We start from the raw sequence: 21,195 nt of genomic DNA on the forward strand, positions 1-21,195 counted from the left end.
CGTCAGGCCGTGATCAGCGGGCGGTGCCGGTGCGCTGGCTGCCCACGAAGGTGAGGCTCAGCGCGGCGGTCTTGCCCTGGAAGGTGTTGTCGGCGGTCGTGGGCAGCGAGACGGAGAACGTCAGGTAGTCCGTCCCACCGGGGGCGAGGGACGCGGCGTTGGCCAGGTTGATGCTGCTCACGACCGGGCCAGCGCCGAGGACCTGCGTGGTCCCGGAGCAGCTGTAGGTGGGGGCGCCGGCGACACCGCCCTGCGTCCACGGGACCGAGCACGACTTGACGGTCAGCTGGAGGCCGTTGGTGAAGTCGGTGGTCAGGACGCTCGCGGCGGCGACGGTCGTGTTGAGGTTCACCGAGCCGAGCGCCGCGGTTCCGCTGTTCACCAGGTTCACCGCCCGGGTGAGCGAGTCGCCGGGCACGAAGCCGGCGGTGGTCACCGGGATGCTCTCGCCGACCGCGGCGGCGTTGATGTCCAGGGTCGCGGTGTCGATGGTGGTGTTGGCGGGGGTGCTGCTGTCGGTGAAGGTACCGAAGGTGCCCACGCCGGCGACGGCGGCAGCGGCGCCGATGACGCCGAGCGAGCCGACGACCTTGCGGGCGGTGCTGCTGGCCGCGATGGTGGCGAACTTCGTGCTCATGTCCGTGGTTCTCCCTGTGTCCGGTTCGTCGACCGGTCGTCCCGGTGACAGGGAGAACTCTGGAGGCCGTACCGCAGGCCACCCGCGAGCGTTCCGCAAGGAATCCGCAAGAAAACGGACCCTCTCCCACTCACCGCTCGCACGCTCGCGGCGAGCCTCCGGACGGGGCGACACGCTCCCGGACGGCGCCCCGAAGGCACGGCGGAGCGGTAGGTCGGACGGCCGGGAGGGCTCATTCCCGCGGTCGGTGCTCCGGAGCCACCCGGACGGGACGGTGGGGTCAGACCCCCGGGCGGGGCAGGGTCATGGTGAAGGTGGTGCCCTGACCCTCGGCGCTGACGAGCTCCAGCGTGCCGCCGTGCGCGGTCGTGATCGCCTTGGTGATCGCCAGACCCAGCCCGACTCCGGGGACGGCGTTGCGCTGGGCGGTGGACGAACGGAAGAAGCGGGTGAAGAGCTTGCCCTGCTCGCCGGTCGGGATGCCCATGCCGGTGTCGCTGACCGCCAGCTGTGCCACCGGGGTCGAGCCGGGGCGCTCGTCGGTGCTCACCGTTCCATCGGCCGTCGCCCACCCGCTGCGCAGCGACAGGGTGACCCGGCCGCCGGACGGCGTGAACTTCACGGCGTTGGAGACGAGGTTGTCGCAGGCCTGGCCGAGCCGCACGGCGTCGCCCCGGACGACGAGACCGCCCTCGGGGACATCGACGGTCACCTCGACGCCGGCCGCCGCCGCGGTGACGCGGGCGGTCTCCTCGGCCGACCGCACCACCGTGGCCAGGTCGACGTCGCGCGGTTCGAGGCTGAAGCGTCCGGCGTCGACCTGCGCGGTGAACAGCAGGTCGCCCACGAGCCGCAGCAGCCGGTCGGCGTTGCGCTCCACGGTGGTCAGGTACGCGCGCTGCTCGTCGCTGAGCGGCTCGTCGTCGGTGAGCACGAGCTCCAGGTAACCGAGGATCGAGGTCAGCGGTGTGCGCAGCTCGTGACTGATCAGGCTCACGAACTGGTCCTTCATGCGTTCGGTCGCCCGCGCCTCGGTCATGTCGGTGGCGACGAAGTTCCAGCCGGCGTGCTCTCCGCGGTCGTCGGCGCGGGGAGTGATCGCCACCGAGACCGTGCGCTCCGTGCCGTCGGCCGCGACATAGGTCCAGTCCCGGACGTCGCTGCCGTGCTCCTTCGCGGCGTGGACGAGCGCGTCCAGCCCGGTCGCGCAACCCTGTCCCTCGGCCGCGGAATCCAGCTCCTCGGGCAGGTGGAACTCCACGATCGAGCGCCGGCGCACCACCTCCGGACGCGGCAGCCCGAGCATCTTCTCGGCCCCGGGGTTCCAGACGCGGATGACGCCGTCCCGATCGGTGCCGATGATCGCCTGCTCGGTGACCGCGTCGATGACGCTGGTCATGGTCTGCGCCCGGGCGGCGAGCATGCGCGTGGCCACGTCGAGCTCGTCGGCGCGGGTGCGCACCTGCTCCAGGAGGCCGGCCCGCTGCTCGTGCAGCTGGTCGATCTCCGTCGCTCGGGCGCTGAGCGTGCGGGTGGTGTCGTTGACCGCGAGTCCGACCAGCCCGACCGCCAGCGGCCCGAGCACCAGGCCGGCGTGCGGGAGGGACGGTGCTCCCCCGGAGGTGAGCAGGCCGGGCAGCGCCAGGACGGCGGCGGTGCCGAGCGCCGCCACGACGACGCCACGACGGCCGGGTGCGGCCGCGAGCGACAGCACCGGACCGAGCAGGAGGAACAGCACGGCGGGCGATCCGGTGCCGGCGAGGAGCAGCGTCACGGCGGCGAGATGGGCCAGCGGCACCACGGCCGTCCCGTCGACGCCCCGCGAGGGACGGACCACGAGGTGGGCGACGAGCGTGGCCAGGAGCGCGGTCGCCAGGCCGGCCAGCACCAGCTCGGCGTCGGCGACCGGGAGGGCGCCGGCGGCCAGCAGGACCGCAGCCGTGGCGAACCCCACGGTGGACGGCCCCGGCCCCCGCAGGAGCGACGCCGGGTAGGGCAGGGCGGACGGCAGCCGCAGGAGGGGTGCCGGCCGCACGAGGGTCGGGCGCACCTCCGCCGTGGTCATGCCGGCTGCCTGGTGGTGAGCGCACGGATCTGGTGGACCAGGCGGGCCATCCCGAACGGTTTGGCCAGGTAGGCGTCGGCGCCCGCGGCCAGCCCGCGCGCGACGTCGTCGGGGGAGGCGCCCGCGGACAGCAGCAGGATGCGGACTTCCGCGGTCGAGGGGTCCGTCCGGAGTGCGGCGCACACCTCCAGGCCGGTCGCCCCGGGCATGGAGACGTCGAGGACCACGAGATCGGGCACCTCGGCACGGGCGGTGGTCAGCGCGGTGATCCCGTCGGCGACCGAGCTCGTGACCGTGCAGCCGGCCTTGGTGACCGCGAGACCGACCAGGGCGCGGATGTCCTCCTCGTCGTCGGCCACGAGCACGCGCACGGCCGCGGGGTCCGGGGCCACCGGAGGGACGAGAACGGGCACGGCCTCGTCCACGGGCGGGCTCCTGTCGGTCAGGCGGCTCCCGGGAGAGCCGAACGGCGTCGTCCCTCCGGACTTCGACGTCCCGACCAGGCGCCTGCAGAGCCCCGGCCCCCGGCTCACCCCGTGGGGTGAGCCGGCCGGCGAACAGCACTGCGCCCCGCCAGGGGATCCCGGCGGGGCGCAGGCGATGGGGTGGGTCAGGGCGACCCGCGGTTCACGAGCCCATCGGAGCTTGGCTCTGCACCGTCTGCTTCGACTGCTGGGCCTGGCCCTGCACGTCCGCGGCAGCGGACCGGCCTTCCTCGGTCACCGTGGTCGCGGCGTCCTGAGCGGTGGACTTCACCGAGTCCATCGCCTGCTGTGCCGCAGGCTTGAGCTCGTCGCCGATCTCCTGGGCGGCCTGCTTGGCCGGCTCGAGGAGCACGTCCTTGTGCTCCTTGACGGCGCTCTCGGCCTGCTGGGCCAGCTGCCGCTCCTTCTCCGACGCCGGCAGGAGGCTCGAGACCAGCCAGCCGACACCGAACGCGATGAGGCCTGCGGCCAGCGGGTTGCCCTGGGCCTGACGGACGATGGTGTCCGGGGCCTGCTGGACGGCGCCCACTGCGGAGGACGCCGCCTGCTGCACCGAGCCGGCGGCGCTGGACGCCGCACCCTGGACGGTGCCGGCCGCGCTGGACGCGGCCCCCTGCACCGAGCCGGCGGCGTTGGACGCCATGCCCTGCGCCTGCGAGGTGGTGTTCTGCGCGCTGCCCATCACCTTCTCCTTGAGGCTGGTCATGCGCCCCTTGGCCGCCGTCACGCGACGGTCGACGACGCGGGCGGGGTTGACCTTCTCGTTGAGGGCGTCGACGTCGTAGCTGAGCTCGCGCCGCGTGTCCTCGATCTGCCGCCGGATGACGTCCGGGTCACTGCTGGTCATGTCTGCGACTCCTGATGGTCGGGGGGTCAGTCGGGGGTCAGTTGGGCTTCAAGGCGCCGGGGACCTGCTGCAAGGTGTCCACGGTGCGCTCGGGCTTCGGGTTGACCTGCTGGAACTTCTTCCTGCCCATCACGAAGGCCACGGCGCCGATGACGCCCCAGAGGATCGCGACGATGAGCGCGGCCAGGCCGATGTCCATGACGTTGGCCAGTGCCCACCACAGGGCGAAGGAGAGGAACATCAGGACCATGTAGCCGGCGAAGCCGGCGGCGCCGAACATGCCGGCGCCCTGGCCGGCCTTCTTCGCCTCGGCCTTGACCTCCACCTTGGCCAGCTCGAGCTCCTGGCGCATGAGCGTGGAGAGGTCCTTGGTGACCTCGCCGATCAGCTGGCCGACCGAGACGCCTTCGACGTCGGGGCGACCGGCCTCGGTGGTCGGGGTACCCATGCCGCCGCTGTAGTCGGCGGCGTAGTTCTGGGGCGTCGGCTCGGCGTAGCCCTGCGGCGCGCCGGTGGGGGAGGCCCCGGAGTAGGGGGTGCTCATCAGTCAGGCCACCCCACCCGGACGCCGCGCCGGGTCGTCCCATCCGGCCTGGCCGGTCGAGGTCCCCATGCCCGCGGGCGGTGCGGTGCCGTACGGCGGAGGCGGCAGCGGGGCGCCGCCGGTCGCACCGGCGCCGAGGGTCCCACCCGTGCCGGCGGTTCCGGTCGTCCCGGTCGTCCCGGCGTAGGTCCCCGTGGCCGAGTAGTCGGAGTAGGTCGGCGCCGGGTCCACGTAGTTGGACTGCGTCGTCGACTGCCCGGTCGACCCGTTGCCGCTGTGGGCGGCCTTGACGCCGCTGGTCAGGCGGCCGGCGAGCACGCCGGCGGCCGCGGCGCCGAGCAGGAAGAGGCCGGGCTTGCGCCGGGCGAAGCTGCGGACCTCGTCGAGCAGCTCGGCCGGCTCGCGGTTCTGCAGCATCGAGGCGAAGCTCTCGACCGAGCTGGAGGCCTGCTGGAGCAGGTCGCGGGCCGGGCCGGGAGCGCCCTCGCTGGTGCCGTCGGCGAGCGCGCGGAGCTCCTGGGCGAGCGAGGAGAGGCTCTGCCCCGCCTTCTGCTGCTGGGAGACCACCTGCTGCCTGACCTGGGTGCGGCCCTGGTCGAGGAGGTCCCGGGCCTGGCGCTGGGTCTCGTGCACGACCTCCTTGGCCTGGTCGGTCGCGACGGAGGCGACCTGGCTACCGGCCTGGGCGGCGGTCTGGCCCACGTTCTTGGCCTCGCCCATGGCGAGATCCTTGGTCTCCTTGGCCTTCTCGGTCGTCGACGGGGAACCCGTTGTCGTACCCGTCGTCGGCGACGTGGCTCCCGATCCCGCGGTGGCGGGCGGCGGGAACGGGGCGTCGATGGAGTGAGTCATCGGTCCTCCTCGGCATGGATCGTGGTCGATTGAGGCGCTACCCCGGAGCGGTCCCGCCACACCTGCCGCGAGCGGCGAAGAGGGCGGGGGACAGCGGCTTTCCGCCCGGCGCATCCATGCGTCACGGGCGGGCGGGAGACAGTCGGCGGCACGGCGGGCCGCGCCGATCCCTGGCTCTATGGGGAAGCTCCGCAGACCCCCGGTACCCCGGACCGACCATGATCGAAACGGATTCTGCCGGTCGGCCTGCCTTGCCGGACCGGCGGGGCGCCGTCCGGCGAACGTGGCGACGCCCTCGGGGAGCTCGCCGGCGGTGGTCGCCTCCCGGTGCCCGCGGCCGACGACGTCCTCCCCGTCGCCTCCGGCGGCGAGCGCCACGACCCTCTCCCGCGGCCCGCCGGGACAGCGCGCAGCGTCCGGGCGGGACGTCGGCGACGCGGAGGACCTCGGTCTCGAGGTGGTCGGGGCCACGACCCGGTCGACCAGGCCGCCCGCGACACGGGCAGCGAGTCGCGTATCAGCCCAGGTCGTCCGTGGCGAACGTGTCGCAACGGCGCGGGTCCCCGCTCTCGTAGCCGGTCATGAACCACTTCTGGCGCTGCTCGGACGAGCCGTGGGTGAACGCGTCCTGGTCGATGCGGCCGCCGCCCAGGTTCTCCTGGATGAAGTCGTCACCGATGCGGGCGGCGGCGTCGAGGGCCCGGTCGATGTCGTCCCGGGTGATCTCGGCGATCAGGGGCGCCCCGGACTCGTCGGGCACCGTCTCCGCGTGGTGGGCCCAGGCGCCGGCGTAGCAGTCGGCCTGCAGCTCGAGCCGCACCGTCCCGCTCCGCGGTCCGGTCTCGCCGGGTGCCACCCGGGCGTTGGTGCCCAGCAGGTTCTGCACGTGGTGGCCGTACTCGTGCGCGATCACGTACGCGTTGACGAACAGGCCACCCCGGGCGCCGAACTGGCTCTGCAGCTGGTCGAAGAAGCTGAGGTCGATGTAGACGAGCTGGTCGGCCGGGCAGTAGAAGGGGCCCGAGCCGCTCGAGGCGCCGCCGCAGGCGGTCTGCACCGAGCCGGAGAAGAAGACGGTGTCGGTGGGCCGGTAGGCCGCGCCGAGCGCCGACGTCCAGAAGTCCTGGACGGACTCGATGTCGGCGGCGACGGCGCAGTCGACGGACTCGTTGGCGGCTCCGCTGTCCCGGCAGCTCGCCTCCAGCTCGCTGTTGTCGGCTGTCTCCCCGCTGCCGAGGCCGGCGAGCTCGCCGAGCGCCGCGCCCGTGCTCCCGTCGCCCCCGCCGGCCAGCTGGAGGAGGACGACGACGAGCAGGCCGACGATGCCCAGTCCTCCACCGCCCACCGCGATCCCGCGGCCGCCGCCGAACCGGCCTCCGCCACGGCGGTCCTGCACGCCGGACAGGTCGATGTCCCCGCCCTCGCGGTATCTCATCGCCGGAAGACCTCCAGGTCGGGTGCGGACATCGCGAACCGGACCTCCACCGCGCCGTGCACCTCCTGCCGCGGCGGGGTGAGGTCGAGGTCGAGCTCGCTGTCCTCGAACCGTGCCATCGACGCCGAGGCGACCGCGACCCGGAGGCCACCGCCCAGCCCGGCGTCGCTCACCTCGAGCAGCTCGGTGAGCTCGGCGCCGAAGGCCCGGGCGTACTGGCGCGCCCGGTGCACGGCGTCCCGCACGGCGTCCAGGCGGGCCCGCTCCACGGCGGGGCTGTCGGGCCGCAACCGCCACCGGGGGCCGGACACCTCGACGTCGTCGAGCCGGCCGAGTGCCACGACCAGCTCACCCACGGCGTCCAGCCGGGCGACGGTCAGCCGGGTCTGCACGGTGGCGACCGGTTCCCCGGGGGCACGCCGGTCGCGCACCTCGAGATGGACGGAGACGGCCGTCGTCTCGACCGACTCCACCGCGTCCCCGGCGGCGACGGCCACGGCGGTCACCCGTTCCTGGGCGGCCCGGCAGCGCTCGAGGGCGGTCTCCCGGTCACGCGCGCGGGCGCGGACGGTCACGGCCACCTCGGCCAGCTCCGGCTCGACCTGCAGCAAGACCTCGCCGCGGACGAGCACCTGAGGGGCGGGAACCTGCCGAACCGGACTGCTCACGACGACCTCCCGAGGGCTGTGCAGGGACTGTCGCAGACGGCCGGATGCACCGGTCGGGGCGGGAGTGCCCACATCCGCGGACCGACGTCCTAGGGTCTGGCCCAACCGATGAAGGGGGAGTGGTCGTGGCGGTATCCAACCGCATCCGTGCCGCCTTGACGACGACGGTGCTGACGACGGCGGCCACCGGCTTCATGGCCGGCTGCGGCGCAGGGGGCGAGGAGGCCGAAGAGGTCGAGGAGGAGCAGGTCGCCTACTGCACCGACGAGAACGGCGAGATCGTCGACGAGGACCTGTGCGACGACGACCGCGGCGGGGGCGGCGGGCTGTTCTTCCTCTACCTCGGCGGGTTCCGGCCGGGGCTCCCCGTGGGCACCGTCCTGCCTCCGGGTGGCACCCGGATCGACCCGCGCGACTCGGTCGCACGCCAGCGGGCCGGCCTCCCGGCGACCGGGAAGGTGAGCGCGGGGCAGCGGGTGAGCGGCGGCATCGGCAGCGGCGTCGGCAACCGCGCCGGCACCGGGGCGGGCAGCTGAGTGCACCGGCTCTGGGACGGTCCCGGGTGAGGCGGATCGAGAGCGGGATCGTCCGGCCCGGGTGGGAGGCCGAGATCGAGTCCCAGGGACTGGTCTACAACCGCACCCACCTGCCCGGCGGCGAGGTCCGCAGCTACTGGCGGGAGGGCCCCTTCTACGACTTCTCGATGGCCGAGATCCAGCGGCTGGAGGGCGCGGTCGCGCAGCTGTTCGAGATGTGCGTGGCCGCCGGCGACCACGTCATCGAGAACGAGCTCTTCGACCGGATGCACATCCCCCCGATCGCCCGGCCGCAGATCCGGCGGACGTGGGAGGCCGAGCCCCCGAGCATCTACGGCCGGTTCGACCTGCGGTACGACGGCGAGGGTCCTCCGAAGCTCCTGGAGTTCAACGCCGACACCCCGACCGGCCTGGTGGAGGCCGCCGTCACCCAGTGGAACTGGCACCTGTTCACCGGCCAGGGCAGCGACCAGTGGAACGCGCTGCACGACAAACTGATCGCCGCCTGGCAGCGCAACCTGCTCAAGTGGGAGCGCCGCACGGGCCTGCGCCCACGGGTGCACCTGGCGTGGACCAGCGAGGACAAGTCCGGCGAGGACCGGATGACCGTGGCCTACCTCATGGACACCGTGGTCCAGGCCGGCTACGAGGCGATCGAGCTGGTCGTCGAGGACATCGTCCTGGACGACGGCGACGGCCGCTTCTACGACCCGCAGGGCCGCCACCTCGACGTCGTCTTCAAGCTCTACCCCTGGGAGTGGCTGATCGAGGACGAGTTCGGACCGGCGGTGCTCGCCGACGCCGCCCGCCCCGGGGGGACGACGTGGGTGGAGCCCGCCTACAAGATGCTCTGGAGCACCAAGGCCCTGCTCCCCGTCCTGTGGCAGATGTTCGGCAGCGACCCGGTCCTCGGCGAGTTCCTGCTGCCGGCGTACTTCGCCGACGAGATGCCGTCGTCCTGGCGGGACTACGTGCGCAAGCCGCTGTGGGGACGGGAGGGCGCCAACGTGACGATCGTCCGGGACGGCGCGGTCGCCAGCCAGCTGCCCGGCCGGTACGGGATCGAGGGGTTCGTGGTGCAGGAGCTGGCGCCGCTGCCGGACTTCCCGGGCGTGGACGGGCCCCACCACCCGGTCCTCGGCGCGTGGGTGGTGGACGGCGAGCCGGCGGGCTTGGGGATCCGGGAGAGCGACGGCCTGATCACCGACAACCTGAGCTACTTCGTGCCGCACACGATCGACTACGTGCCGCCACGCGCATCCGGCCGGTGACCGCACCGACGTGTCGCGCGGCCGCCTGCCGATGATCGACTGCGGCCGTCGGGGGTGCGTCAGGCCGGGAGCGGATGTCTGTGGAGGAAGTCGGCCACCACCGCGGCCACGGGCCCCGGGTCGGCGATCTGGAGCAGGTGGCTCGCGACGGGGACGACGGCCCCCTCGGCCCCGGGTACGCCCGACAGCAGGGCCTCGTGCGTCTCCCGGAAGCCGCCCCAGTACGTACCGGTGTTGACCACGCTGAGCGTCGGCGCCCGGACCCTGGCCAGGTCGGGGGGCCCGAACGCCCAGCCCTGCAGCGACGGGATCTCGGAGCCGAAGGCGGCGGGGGCGTCGGCCACCGCCCTCTCCCACGCGCCGGGGAGGGCACGGTCCAGGACGTCTCGGTACCCCGGCCCGAAGGCCCCGAGCAGCCACGCGTCGAGGGCTCCGGCGGAGTCGCCGGACGCGAAGAGCGGCATTGCCGTCGCCGCCGCGTCGGTGACGCCGGCGGCCGCCTCGGGACTCAGCGTGAACCCGAGCAGCGGCTCCATCAGGACCAACGCGCCGACCCGGTCGGGAGCGGCGGCCGCGACCTGCAGCGCCACGTTCGCCCCGAAGGAGTGGCCGACGAGGTGCGCCCGCCGCAGGCCCAACCGGTCGAGGAGCACCGCGACGTCCTCGGCCTGCCGGACCATGGTCACGGGGGGACCGTGCACACGGCCGCTGTCGCCGTAGCCGCGACGGTGGTAGGCGACGAGCCGGAAGCCCTCGAGCTCGGGTGCGGAGAGGAGGAGCTGCATCCCGTCTGCTACGAAGCCCGCGTGCAGCAGCAGCACGGGCTCTCCGTGCCCGCGGATCCGGTAGGACAGGGGCACGCCGTCGACCTCGACGTGGCCGGTCTCGTCGCTCATCAGCCCGCCTCCGACGTGAGAGGTGGGAAGCGTAGTACCGAGCCTGCCGTGGATCCCGGCTCCGAGCTCCCCGTGTGGGCCGGGGCCCGCGCGCCGCGCAGGACCCACCCGAGGTCTGCGACGTAACGCGTCCGCGCGAGCCAGAACGCACGAATGAGAACCTGGCCAGACCGACGAACACGGGAGGACGTACGCGATGTCGCCTATCCGGCGCTTCGATCACGTCGGCATCACCGTCAGGGATCTCCACACGGTGACGGACTTCTTCGTCGGGCTGGGCTTCGAGACGGAGGGCCGGGCGGTGCTCGAAGGGGAGTTCCTGGACACCGTCGTCGGCATGCCGCACTGCCGTACCGAGGTCGTCATGCTGCGGCCGCCCGGCGGAGGAACCGGGCTGGAACTGTCGCGCTTCCTCCGTCCCGACCACGCGCCGGGTTCGCCCGACCCCATGCCGAACGAGCTGGGGTTGCGGAACGTGACCTTCGAAGTGGAGGACCTCGAGGCGATCCTCGACCGGCTCGCCGCGGACGGCTACCACCTGGTCGGCGGCGTCGGTCAGTACGAGGGCGTCTGGCGCATGGCGTCCGTGCGCGGACCCGAGGGATTCATCGTGAACCTGGCCGAGCGAATCGACTGATCCGCGGTCAGCGCGCCGGCGGCTCCGAGGTCCGGCCGGTCCAGCGCGGAGCCCGAGGCCAGCGGGAACACCACGCACACCGCGGCGGTCACGCCGCGCCGGCAGCCGGTCCGCGGGAGAGCGGCGAGGCCGGGGCGAGGCGGGCCGAGCAGTCGGGGGCCACGCGCCGGGCGACGTCGGGGAACGCGGGCCCGCTCCCGTCGTCGCCCGGTCGCCGGACGTGCGCGTCACGGCAGGGCGACCGCCAGGCGGAGAACCGCCGACGTCACGTCGTCCGCGTGCGGGACGAACGGTGAGGCGACCGCGGTCCGCCGGGCCCCCGTGCCCTGCCAGGCCCAGGTGCCGACGATGCGACCGTCGTGCACGACGGTCGGCCGGAAGACCCCGTTCCCGCCCGGGACGATCCGATCGGCGAACGCCGGATCGAGGACGGCGCTGCGATCGCCGTAGCCGAGCACGAACTCGTCGAAGCCGGGCAGCAGGAACGGGCCACGGGCCTCGTCCCGGTGGGCCGCGAGCAGGTCGGGCGTCCCGGGATCGAGGTAGTGCTCGGCGCCGGCCACGTCCAGCGACAGCAGGTGGTCCCGGACGGCGGCCAGCCCGGTCCGGGCGTCACCCAGGGACAGCCCGGCCCACCGTGCGAGGTCCTTCACCGTGGCCGGCCCGTGGCCCTGGAAGAAACGGAGCGCGAGTTCGGCCAGCGCCTCGCCGCGTTCCAGCCGGCGTCGCCGGGGGATCCACTCGTCCAGGAGCACGAACTGCTGGTCGCCGCCGTCCTCCCGGGGGCCGAGGCAGAGCGTGCCCGTCTGCGCGAGATGGCCGAGCAGGTGGTACCCGCGCTGCCCGGCGGTGTCGACGCCGCCGTCGGCCATCGCCGCGACCAGGGCCCGGCGCCCGAGCCGCCTGCCCCCGGACAGGGCCGCGATGACGACGGCGCGGGCCCGCTCGGCGTCCGCCTCGGTGAGCCCCAGCTGGGCCCAGCGGGAGCCGAGGCCGGCCAGCACCCGCGGGGTGCACAGGTCGAGCAGCCAGGGAAGGTCCTCGGCCACGGTCAGGTGCAGGGTGCCGCGCATGGGCCACGACCGGACGAGGACACCCTCGTCGAGGGCCTTGCCGACGTCCTCCCGCGATCGGGAGGCGGTCCGCAGCGCGGTCGAGGTGAGGGCTCCGGGGAGCTCCTGCGCCTGGACGGCGAGGAGCCGCCGGACCGCCTCCACCGGGGTGGCCGGGCGGGGGCCCGCGAGACGCTGGGCGACCAGCCGCAGCAGCCCGATCTCCGACGGTGGCGTCACCCCCTCACCGTGGCAGGCAGGTACGACAGACTCCACCGCGTGCGGGCCGAGGACTGGGACGAGCGGTACGCCGAACGGCAGCAGTGGTCGTCGGAACCGAACGCGCTGGTCGCCGAGCTCCTGGCCGACCTCCCGCCGGGGGACGCCGTGGACCTGGCTGCAGGGGAGGGGCGGCACGCGCTCTGGCTGGCCCGGCGGGGCTGGCGGGTGACCGCTGTCGACTTCTCCACCGTGGGGCTCGCCCGTGGCCGGGGCGAGCCGGATGCCGACCGGGTGACCTGGGTGGCCGCCGACGTCACCACGTGGACGGCGCCGCCGGACAGCGTGGACCTGGTCCTGGTGGCCTACCTGCACCTGCCCGAGGCCGACACCGTCGCCGTCCTCACCCGGGCGGTCGGCTGGCTGCGCCCGGGCGGCCGGCTGCTCGTCCTCGGGCACGACGTGGAGAACATCGCCTCCGGTGTCGGTGGACCGCAGGAGCCGGGGATCCTGCACAGCGTGGCGCGGCTGGCCCCGGTGGCGGAGCTGCTGGCCGTGGACCGGTTGGAGCAGGTGCACCGGGAGACACCGGCCGGCGCCGCACTGGACACCCTGCTGTGGGGGCGACGACCGGACCGCACGGCCGGTCCCGGCGGTAGCGTGCGGCCATGACCAGGACGGGTGGCGGCTCACGGGCCGATCGGCGGAGGCGGATGGTGGCCACGGTCATCGTCTTCATGATGATCCTGGCGGCGGGGGCCACCATGCTCTCGCTGATGCTCGCCTGATCGCCGGCGGCATGCCCGACGACATCGAGGCCTGGTTCGACGCGGCCGGCCCGCGCGCGGACGAACTGCGCCGTGTCGACGCGCTCGTGACGGCCGCCGCGCCGGGCATCGACCGGCAGCTGGTGCCGATGGGCTCCTCGGCGATGCTCGGCTACGGGCTGATGCCCTACCGGCCGAGGTCGGCCAAGGAGCCCAGGATGTGGCCCCTGATCGCCCTGGCGGCGCAGAAGCGGCACCTGTCGCTGTACGTGTGTGCCGTGGTCGACGGCGGCTACCTGGCCGAGACCCGGGCCGATCGGCTCGGCACGGCGTCGTGCGGCAAGAGCTGCATCCGTTTCACCTCGCTGGACAAGGTGGACGCCGGTGAGCTGAGCACGCTGGTGCGCGACGCGGTCGCCGCGACGGCCGCCGGCGAGAACGCCTACGCCGCCGGCTGACGCCGCGCGCCACGCCGAGGGCGAACAGCGGCTGGGACCTTCGTCCCTGGCCGCATCCGGTGTGCCGGGTCACGGTGGTCCAGTACGACATCGGCCGCCCCGTCGGGGGGCCCTCGGGGGAACGTCCACTGCCGCTCCGGCGGCACGCGCATCGAAGGACCGTCCATGACGTTGGCTTGCCCGCCCACCGTCTCCGACCCGTCCGTCCGCTCCGCCGTCGCGCGGCTGCGGCACGAGTTCCCCGAGGTCGGGCCCCGCTCGATCGTGCTCGTCGTCCGTACCTGCCGTGAGGAGCTGCGCGGCTCACCCGACGGCGCGCTGCCCGAGCTGGTCGAGCGCCTGGCCCGCCAGCGGCTGCGGGTCTCCCTGGACTGACGCCCACCGTCCGGCCCGGCCATTGGCCCGGCGGAGTGGACGGCGGAGTCGACGGCGACGACCCGATGGCCGCCCGGACGCGCGTCGAGAAACCGGTTGCCCGGACCGGGAGGATGTCCGGGTGGGCTACGTCGACGTGAACGCGGTGCGGCACACCCTGTCCGACGGACGGGTGCTGCTAGACGACGTCTCCTTCCGCATCGGTGAGGGTGCCCGGGCGGCGCTGGTCGGTGAGAACGGGGCGGGGAAGACCACCCTGCTGCGGATCATCGCCGGCGACCTGACGCCCGAGGCGGGATCGATCGCACGCACCGGCGGACTCGGCGTCATGCGCCAGTTCATCGGGTCGGTCCGGGACGACACCACGGTCCAGCGCTTCCTCGTCGACCTCTCGCCGCCGGCCGTCCGCCAGGCGTGGGACGCGGTGGCGGCGGCCGAGCTGACGCTCATGGAGACCGACGACGAGCCGGCGCAGATGGCCTACGCCGACGCGCTCGCGCAGTGGGGCGACGCGGGCGGCTACGACGCCGAGGTCACGTGGGACACCGTGACCGTCGCCGCCCTCGGCGTCCCCTACGAGCGGTGCAAGTACCGGGAGCTGTCCACGCTGTCGGGCGGGGAGCAGAAGCGGCTGGCGCTGGAGGCGCTCCTGCGCGGCCCCGACGAGGTCCTGCTGCTGGACGAGCCGGACAACTACCTCGACGTCCCGGGCAAGCGCTGGCTCGAGGAGCGGCTGCTCGAGACCCGCAAGACCGTGCTGTTCGTCAGCCACGACCGCGAGCTGCTGGCCCGGGTGGCCGACCGGGTCGTCACCGTCGAGGGCAGGACGGCGTGGATGCACGGCGGGGGCTTCGCGAGCTACTCCGACGCCCGGACGGCGCGGCACGAGCGGCTGGCCGAGCTGCGCCGGCGCTGGGACGAGGAGCACGAGCGGCTGATCGACCTGGTCCGCACGCTGCAGCAGCAGGCGGCCAACTCGCCGGACATGGCGTCGCGGTACCGGGCGATGCAGACCCGGCTGGCCAAGTTCGAGGCGGCCGGGCCGCCGCCGGACCGTCCCCCCGAGCAGAAGGTGGCCATGCGGCTGCGCGGCGGGCGCACCGGCGTGCGGGCGGTCATGGCCGAGCAGCTGGAGCTCACCGGGCTGATGCAGCCGTTCGACCTCGAGGTCTGGTACGGCGACCGCGTCGGAGTGCTGGGCGCCAACGGGGCGGGCAAGTCGCACTTCCTGCGGCTGCTCGCCGGCCAGTCCGTGCCGCACACCGGGCACTGGCGGCTGGGGGCGCGCGTCGTCCCGGGGTTCTTCGCGCAGACCCACGCCCATCCGGAGTGGCTGGACCGCACGCCGGTCGACCTGCTCTGGCACGGGGAGCCGGGGCGTCCGGGGGTGGACCGCGGGCGGGCGATGGCCGCGCTGCGGCGCTACGGGCTCGCCGGCGCGGGGGAGCAGCCCTTCCGCACGATGTCGGGCGGGCAGCAGGCGCGCTTCCAGATCCTGCTGCTGGAGCTGTCGGGCGCGACGCTGCTGCTCCTCGACGAGCCGACCGACAACCTCGACGTCCTCTCCGCCGAGGCGCTGGAGGAGGCGCTGGCGGCGTTCGACGGCACCGTCCTCGCCGTCACCCACGACCGGTGGTTCGCCCGTTCCTTCGACCGGTTCCTCGTCTTCGGCGCCGACGGCCGGGTCTACGAGTCGACCGAGCCGGTGTTCGACGAGGCGAGGGTGCAGCGCGCCCGCTGACGCCACCGCCCGGGCGGCCTCCCGAGCCGATCACCGAGTTCTTGCCGTCAGATGCGGCGTGGCCTCGCGTGTCGGCGGCGGCAACTCGACGAGCGCCGGCCGACGAGCCGGCGGAGGTCGTCCTGCCTGGACCGGTGGGTCAGCCGGCGTCGGCGTGCTGCAGGTCGGCGCGCCGGTCGTGGGTGAGCCGGTCGACGGGAGTCACGTCCAGGGCTGTCCGGCCGTCGGCGGCGCGGGCGAGGACGGCGAGACCGGCCCCGACGAGGGCCAGGACGGCGCCCACCCACATCGGCGCCGTGTAACCGAGACCCGCAGAGATCACCAGGGCCCCCAGGGCCGCGCCCACGGCGTTGGCGACGTTGAAGGCCCCCTGGTTCGCCGCGGACACCAGGCTGCCACCGGGCACCCGGGCCGCATCGATGACGGCGTTCTGCACCACCGGGCCGAGGGCGAAGGAGAGGGTGCCGAAGACCACCAGCAGCGCGACGGCGGCCACGGTCGTCCAGGCGAGCAGGGCGAAGACCACCAGGACGCCGGCCATCGCGACCAGCCCGACGGCGACGAACGAGAAGCCGTAGCGGTCACCGAGCCGGCCACCGACCAGGGTGCCCACGGTCGTCCCGATGCCGAAGAGGGCCAGCACGGGCGTGACCCACTCGGTCGGGATGCCGCCGAGCTCGGTCAGGATCGGGCTGACGTAGCTGTAGACGGCGAACAGTGCCGAGAACCCGACCATCGTCAGACCGAGCACGAGCCATACCTGGGCCCGCCGGAAGGCACGCAGCTCGGCGCGCAGGTCGGTCGGCTCGCCGGCGTCCGAGGGCATCCAGGCCAGCAGTCCGGCGATCGTCGCGACCCCGATGAGGGCGATGGCCCCCAGGACCACCCGCCAACTGGCGTGCTGGGCGACGAAGGTGCCCAGCGGCACGCCGACGACGTTCGCCAGCGTGAGCCCGGTGACCATCAGGGAGATGGCGCGGGTGGCGTGGGCGGGGGGCACCAGGCGACGTGCGGCGACGGCGCCGACACCGAAGAAGGAGCCGTGCGCCAGCGCGGTGAGCACCCGTGCCGCCACCAGCAGCCCGTAGGTGGGGGCGAGAGCGGCCAGCGTGTTGCCGACGACGAAGACGACCATGAGCGCGACCAGGGTCTGGCGCGGCGTGAACCGGAGGCCGACCGCGGTCAGCGTGGGTGCGCCGACGACGACCCCGATGGCATAGGCGGAGATGAGCATGCCGACGGCGGACACCGAGACGTCGAGGCCGTCGGCGATCTCGGGCAGCATGCCCATGACGACGAACTCGGTGGTGCCGATGCCGAAGGCACCGATGGCGAGCGCGAGCAGTGCGCGAGGCACGGGGCGGAACTCCAGGGGACGGGTACGCGGGCGGTGTTCGGGCCGGCGGACGTCGTCGTCCTCACTGGACCGGGCTGGTGCGACTGCCGGGCGGCTGCCCGTGGACGCCACTCTTCCCCAGGGGCAAGGCGGGACAGTCGGCCGCCATGCCCCGTCGGGGACGTGGGTCTGCTCACAGCGGGGGCGCCGGGGGACCGGCGCCCCCGCGCCGTCACGGCTTGAGCAGGACCTTGACGGTGCCTTCCTTCTTGTCGCGGAAGTTCATGTAGGCCTGGGGCGCCTCGACCAGTGGCACGTGGTGGGTCGCGAACTCGTCGACGCCGAGGGGGTCCTCGTCGGTGAGCAGCGGCAGGATGTCGGGCACCCACCGCCACACGTTGGCCTGGCCCATGCGCAGCTGGATCTGCTTGTCGAACATCCGCATCAGCGGCAGCGGGTCGGTGGCGCCTCCGTAGACACCGGACAGCGAGATGGTGCCGCCACGGCGCACGGCCTCGATCGCGGTGTTCAGCGCGGCCAGCCGGTCGACGCCGACCACCTGCATGACCTTCTCCATGATCGCGTCCGGGACCACGGCGGTGGCCTTCTGGGCGATGGTCGCGAGCGGGGAGCCGTGCGCCTCCATGCCGACGGCGTCGATGACCGCGTCGGGGCCGCGCCCGCCGGTGGCGTCGCGGACGGCCTGGACGACGTCGTCCTGCTTCGTGGAGTCGATCACCGTCACTCCGCGGGCGCGGGCGCGCGCCAGGCGCTCGGGGACCACGTCCGCGCCGAAGACCGTGCCCGCTCCCTGGTGCAGGGCGACGCGGGCCGACATGTCACCGATGGGGCCGAGACCGAGCACGAGGACCGTGCCGCCCTTCGGGATCCCGGCGTACTGGACCGCCTGCCAGCTCGTCGGCAGGACGTCGGAGAGGTAGACGAAGCGGTCGTCGGCCGGACCCTCGGGCACCTTGATCGGCAACGTGTTGCCGAACGGCACGCGCAGGTACTCGGCCTGCCCGCCCGGCACATGGCCGTAGAGCTTGGTGTAGCCGAACAGCGAGGCGCCGAAGCCCTGCTCCCGATTCTGCGTGGTCTCGCACTGCGACTGCAGTCCCTGCGAGCACATCCAGCAGGTGTTGCAGGAGATGTTGAACGGGATGACGACGCGGTCGCCCGGCTTCACCTCGGTCACCTCGGGCCCGACCTCGCGGACGATGCCCATCGGCTCGTGCCCCATCACGTCGCCCACCGTCATGAACGGCGCCATGACCTCGATCAGATGGAGGTCGGAGCCGCAGACCCCGCTCGAGGTGATCTCGACGATCACGTCCGTCGGCTCCTTGATGACCGGATCGGGAACCGTCTCGACGCGGACGTCCCCGCGGCCGTGCCATGTCACTGCGCGCATGTCTGGATCTCCCTCGATCGACCGCGATTCGGCCCCTTCCGGGGCACTCCTGCCCGTTCGTGAGCTGGATCGCGCGACTTTCAACGACTCCCCGCGTGCCGTTCACTTTCTGTAGTTTTGTGCTTACGCGTCGCGGAATTCCATGGATGGGTTCTGGTGAGCCACACCACAAAATCGCAGGTCCATACCCAGTCGGCCAGATCACGAACAGATAACGGCATGTTTACATGGGTCCCGCTCCTCTCCCCGGGAGTGCACGTGGAATGCCCGCCAACGGAAGTCAGGTGCATGAGCTCGCTCCACCAGGACCGCCTCCTCGTCGAGGGATCGGACCCCGTCACCGGGGCTGCCCCGATCCTCGCCACGGTTCGCCGGAACTCGCGGCGGCCGGCTGAGGAGAAGGCGATCAGCACGGTTCCGACGCCGCGCCCGGGGACGGCGCAGCGCTCCGGCACCACCCAGACCACCGCCGGAACCGCCGCCCCGGCCGCGCGCGGTCGGCGCACCTCCGCTGCCGACGGGGCGGCCGCCGCCACGAGAAAGGCGGGCGCGCCGGCGTCCCGGACCAAGGCCGCGTCCGCCAAGGCCGCGTCCGCCAAGGCCGCGTCCGCCAAGGCCGCGTCCGCCAAGGCCGCGTCCGCCAAGGCCGCGTCCGCCAAGGCCGCGTCCGCCAAGGCGGAGACGACCACGACGGCGAAGGCCACGTCGGCGAAGGCCACGACGGCGAAGGCGAAGGCCACGACGGCGAAGGCCACGACGGCGAAGGCCACGACGGCGAAGGCGAAGGCCACGACGGCGAAGGCCACGACGGCGAAGGCCACGACGGCGAAGGCCACGACGGCGAAGGCGAAGGCCACGACGGCGAAGGCGAAGGCCACGACGGCGGAGGCGAAGGCCACGACGGCGGAGGCGACGACGGGGAAGGCGACGACCGCCAAGGCCCCCGCTGCCGAGCCGGCCGTCGGGACCGTCACCGCCGCCACGAACCCGACCACCGAGAAGGTGGCTGCGTTCGCCCTCGCCCGTTCCGGCCGGCCCACTCCCCACAAGCGCACGCCCGCCGCCGACGCCGTCACCCCGGTCGCCGACGCCGCGATCCCGGTGGCCGAGCGCGTCGAGGCGGCCACCGAGGTGACCGCGCAAGCACCAGCCGTCGCCGCCGAGGGCCGATGGTCCCGGCTGCTGCGCCGGCGCCCGCCGTCGGTCGCCCGTCGTCCCGCGCTGTACCTGGCCGCCGCCCTCGTCGGTGCGATGGCCGTCAGTACCGTGACGATCGCCGAGCCGTCCGCCCGGGCGACGGAGACGGCCAGCCGATCGGTGAGCGTGGCGCAGGAGCTCGGCATCGAGGCATCGCCGGCCGAGGCCATCACCGACACCGACGCGACGGAGCTGCTCGGCGAGCTGGCGGTCAGCCGGAACGTCCGGGATGCGGAGCAGGCCGCGGCCGCCGAGGTGCAGGCCGAGGCCGACCGGGTGGCCGCCGCGGCCGCCGCGGAAGCGGCCCGCCCGAAGGCGGTCCTCCCGGTCGACGGAGCCCGGCTCACCAGTGGCTTCGGTGCCCGCTGGGGAACGCTGCACGCCGGCATCGACCTCGCTGCCCCGATGCACACCCCGGAGTACGCCGCGATGGACGGTGTCGTCCTCGAGGCCGGCCCCGCCAGCGGCTACGGCCTCGCGGTGTACATCCAGCACGAGAACGGCGACGTCACCGTCTACGGGCACATGGACTCGATCCTGGTCGAGCCCGGTCAGGTGGTCCGCGCCGGCGACACCATCGCCCTGCTCGGCAACCGGGGTCAGTCGACCGGCCCGCACCTGCACTTCGAGGTGCACGTGGGCGGCCTCAACGGCGCGAAGGTCGACCCCATCCCGTGGCTGCGGGACAAGGGCGTCGCGATCTGATCCGCGCCCCCCGTACCCGACGCCCCCTGCCGGCTTCCTTCCGGCAGGGGGCGTCGGCGTTGGAGGACACTGCGCGCAGGAGGCGCGGACAGGGAGGCGGTCGATGGGACACGGGCACACGCACGCGCCGGTGACCGCGGCGGGCGGTCAGCGGCGACGCCTGCTGGTCGTCCTCGTCCTCACCCTCGCCGTGATGGCGGGAGAGATCGTCGGCGGCCTGGTGTCGGGCTCCCTGGCGCTGCTCGCCGATGCGGGGCACATGGCCACCGACGCGGCCGGCATCGCCCTGGCCCTCGGCGCGGTCACCCTGGCCCAGCGACCGGCCCGCGGCCGGCGGACGTTCGGTTGGCAGCGGCTGGAGATCTTCGCGGCGGTAGGCAACGGCCTGCTGCTGCTCGCGGTGGCTGCGTACGTGCTCGTGGAGGCGGTGCGCCGGATCGGTCAGCCGCCCGAGATCGAGTCGAGGCTGATGCTCGCCGTCGCTGCGGTGGGCCTGGCGGTCAACCTCGGCTCGCTGGCCGTGCTCCACCGGGGACGGCGCGCCTCCCTGAACCTGCGCGGGGCCTACCTGGAGGTCCTGGCCGATGCCCTCGGCTCGGTCGCGGTGATCGTGGCGGGGCTGATCATCCTCACCACGGGGTGGACGCCGGCGGACATCGTCGCGTCGGTGGTCATCGGCTGCCTGGTGGTCCCGAGAGCGTGGCACCTGCTCAGGGAGGCGCTGGACATCCTGCTGGAGGCCGCCCCCCGGGGAGTCGACCTCGACGACGTGCGGACGCACATCCTCGGCGTGGACGGCGTCCTGGGCGTCCACGACCTGCACGCCTGGACGATCACGTCCGGTCAGCCGGTCCTCTCCGCCCACGTGGTGGTCGACGACGCGGCGCTGGCCGCCGGGCACGGCGGTCGCGTGCTGGACGCGTTGTGCGCCTGCCTGGGCGACCACTTCGACCTGCAGCACTGCACCTTCCAGCTGGAAGCCGAGTCGCACGCCCGGCACGAGGCGCCGGTCCACGACTGAAGGGCCCCGCTCACCTGCTCACGGCGGGGCCGTCGCC

Annotated in this window: 21 protein-coding genes; 9 read left to right on the forward strand and 12 right to left on the reverse strand. The window is 73.6% G+C overall.

Annotated features, from left to right (window positions below; translation table 11 throughout):
- Positions 1-13: 13 nt before the first annotated feature.
- From ACFSHS_RS18615 to ACFSHS_RS18650, 8 genes are all read right to left on the reverse strand, one after another.
- Entirely contained in the window at positions 14-637 is a 624-nt protein-coding gene (locus tag ACFSHS_RS18615) for a TasA family protein (RefSeq protein WP_376879317.1), read from the reverse strand.
- Between the two features lie 280 nt (positions 638-917).
- Positions 918-2,702 carry a sensor histidine kinase gene (locus ACFSHS_RS18620; RefSeq protein ID WP_376879320.1) on the reverse strand — a complete coding sequence of 595 codons (1,785 nt, stop codon included), beginning with the start codon at positions 2,700-2,702 and terminating at the stop codon, positions 918-920.
- A complete protein-coding gene (locus ACFSHS_RS18625) occupies positions 2,699-3,127 on the reverse strand; it encodes a response regulator transcription factor (protein ID WP_376879322.1) in 429 nt (142 codons plus the stop codon). The genes ACFSHS_RS18620 and ACFSHS_RS18625 overlap by 4 nt, the downstream gene beginning before the upstream one ends.
- Before the next feature lie 202 nt (positions 3,128-3,329).
- Positions 3,330-4,034, reverse strand: coding sequence for a DUF3618 domain-containing protein (locus tag ACFSHS_RS18630; RefSeq protein ID WP_376879324.1), 705 nt, complete (start codon positions 4,032-4,034; stop codon positions 3,330-3,332).
- 37 nt (positions 4,035-4,071) lie between these two features.
- A complete protein-coding gene (locus tag ACFSHS_RS18635; protein ID WP_376879327.1) occupies positions 4,072-4,578 on the reverse strand; it encodes a phage holin family protein in 507 nt (168 codons plus the stop codon).
- A gap of 3 nt (positions 4,579-4,581) precedes the next feature.
- Positions 4,582-5,430, reverse strand: coding sequence for a hypothetical protein (locus ACFSHS_RS18640; RefSeq protein ID WP_376879329.1), 849 nt, complete (start codon positions 5,428-5,430; stop codon positions 4,582-4,584).
- 517 nt (positions 5,431-5,947) lie between these two features.
- Complete coding sequence (gene ypfJ / locus ACFSHS_RS18645) at positions 5,948-6,865, reverse strand: KPN_02809 family neutral zinc metallopeptidase (RefSeq protein ID WP_376879331.1); 918 nt, start codon at positions 6,863-6,865, stop codon at positions 5,948-5,950.
- Complete coding sequence (locus ACFSHS_RS18650; protein ID WP_376879334.1) at positions 6,862-7,533, reverse strand: SIMPL domain-containing protein; 672 nt, start codon at positions 7,531-7,533, stop codon at positions 6,862-6,864. Before ACFSHS_RS18650 ends, ypfJ begins: the two co-directional genes overlap by 4 nt.
- A 125-nt stretch (positions 7,534-7,658) precedes the next feature.
- On the opposite strand from ACFSHS_RS18650, the gene ACFSHS_RS18655 reads away from it, so the two are divergent.
- Complete coding sequence (locus tag ACFSHS_RS18655; protein WP_376879336.1) at positions 7,659-8,069, forward strand: hypothetical protein; 411 nt, start codon at positions 7,659-7,661, stop codon at positions 8,067-8,069.
- A gap of 26 nt (positions 8,070-8,095) precedes the next feature.
- On the forward strand, positions 8,096-9,340 hold the full coding sequence (locus ACFSHS_RS18660; RefSeq protein ID WP_376879338.1) for a glutathionylspermidine synthase family protein: 1,245 nt from the start codon (positions 8,096-8,098) through the stop codon (positions 9,338-9,340).
- A 59-nt stretch (positions 9,341-9,399) separates the two neighbouring features.
- Here ACFSHS_RS18660 and ACFSHS_RS18665 read toward each other — a convergent pair whose 3' ends face one another.
- A complete protein-coding gene (locus ACFSHS_RS18665) occupies positions 9,400-10,236 on the reverse strand; it encodes an alpha/beta fold hydrolase (protein ID WP_376879340.1) in 837 nt (278 codons plus the stop codon).
- A gap of 196 nt (positions 10,237-10,432) precedes the next feature.
- Here ACFSHS_RS18665 and ACFSHS_RS18670 point away from each other — a divergent pair, with 196 nt between their 5' ends.
- A complete protein-coding gene (locus ACFSHS_RS18670; protein WP_376879342.1) occupies positions 10,433-10,873 on the forward strand; it encodes a VOC family protein in 441 nt (146 codons plus the stop codon).
- Between the two features lie 227 nt (positions 10,874-11,100).
- Here the strand turns inward: ACFSHS_RS18670 and ACFSHS_RS18675 are convergent, their stop codons facing one another.
- A complete protein-coding gene (locus ACFSHS_RS18675; protein WP_376879344.1) occupies positions 11,101-12,165 on the reverse strand; it encodes a winged helix DNA-binding domain-containing protein in 1,065 nt (354 codons plus the stop codon).
- A gap of 39 nt (positions 12,166-12,204) precedes the next feature.
- On the opposite strand from ACFSHS_RS18675, the gene ACFSHS_RS18680 reads away from it, so the two are divergent.
- From ACFSHS_RS18680 to ACFSHS_RS18695, 4 genes are all read left to right on the forward strand, one after another.
- Positions 12,205-12,816: a class I SAM-dependent methyltransferase gene (locus ACFSHS_RS18680; protein ID WP_376879346.1), complete on the forward strand. Its 612-nt coding sequence runs from the start codon at positions 12,205-12,207 to the stop codon at positions 12,814-12,816.
- A 127-nt stretch (positions 12,817-12,943) separates the two neighbouring features.
- Entirely contained in the window at positions 12,944-13,369 is a 426-nt protein-coding gene (locus ACFSHS_RS18685) for a DUF1801 domain-containing protein (RefSeq protein ID WP_376879348.1), read from the forward strand.
- Positions 13,370-13,534: 165 nt separating this feature from the next.
- Positions 13,535-13,744 (forward strand): three-helix bundle dimerization domain-containing protein, encoded by a 210-nt coding sequence (locus ACFSHS_RS18690; protein ID WP_376879350.1) that lies wholly within the window; start codon positions 13,535-13,537, stop codon positions 13,742-13,744.
- Between the two features lie 121 nt (positions 13,745-13,865).
- Complete coding sequence (locus ACFSHS_RS18695) at positions 13,866-15,485, forward strand: ABC-F family ATP-binding cassette domain-containing protein (RefSeq protein WP_376879352.1); 1,620 nt, start codon at positions 13,866-13,868, stop codon at positions 15,483-15,485.
- A 139-nt stretch (positions 15,486-15,624) separates the two neighbouring features.
- Here ACFSHS_RS18695 and ACFSHS_RS18700 read toward each other — a convergent pair whose 3' ends face one another.
- Both ACFSHS_RS18700 and ACFSHS_RS18705 read right to left on the reverse strand, forming a co-directional pair.
- Positions 15,625-16,842 (reverse strand): MFS transporter, encoded by a 1,218-nt coding sequence (locus ACFSHS_RS18700; protein WP_376879354.1) that lies wholly within the window; start codon positions 16,840-16,842, stop codon positions 15,625-15,627.
- 211 nt (positions 16,843-17,053) lie between these two features.
- Complete coding sequence (locus tag ACFSHS_RS18705) at positions 17,054-18,235, reverse strand: zinc-dependent alcohol dehydrogenase (RefSeq protein WP_376879357.1); 1,182 nt, start codon at positions 18,233-18,235, stop codon at positions 17,054-17,056.
- A 288-nt stretch (positions 18,236-18,523) separates the two neighbouring features.
- On the opposite strand from ACFSHS_RS18705, the gene ACFSHS_RS18710 reads away from it, so the two are divergent.
- Positions 18,524-20,137 carry a M23 family metallopeptidase gene (locus ACFSHS_RS18710; RefSeq protein WP_376879359.1) on the forward strand — a complete coding sequence of 538 codons (1,614 nt, stop codon included), beginning with the start codon at positions 18,524-18,526 and terminating at the stop codon, positions 20,135-20,137.
- A 103-nt stretch (positions 20,138-20,240) separates the two neighbouring features.
- On the forward strand, positions 20,241-21,158 hold the full coding sequence (locus ACFSHS_RS18715; protein ID WP_376879361.1) for a cation diffusion facilitator family transporter: 918 nt from the start codon (positions 20,241-20,243) through the stop codon (positions 21,156-21,158).
- Positions 21,159-21,195: the final 37 nt, after the last annotated feature.

Source organism: Blastococcus deserti (genome assembly GCF_042682525.1).
Classification (GTDB): domain Bacteria; phylum Actinomycetota; class Actinomycetes; order Mycobacteriales; family Geodermatophilaceae; genus Blastococcus_B; species Blastococcus_B deserti.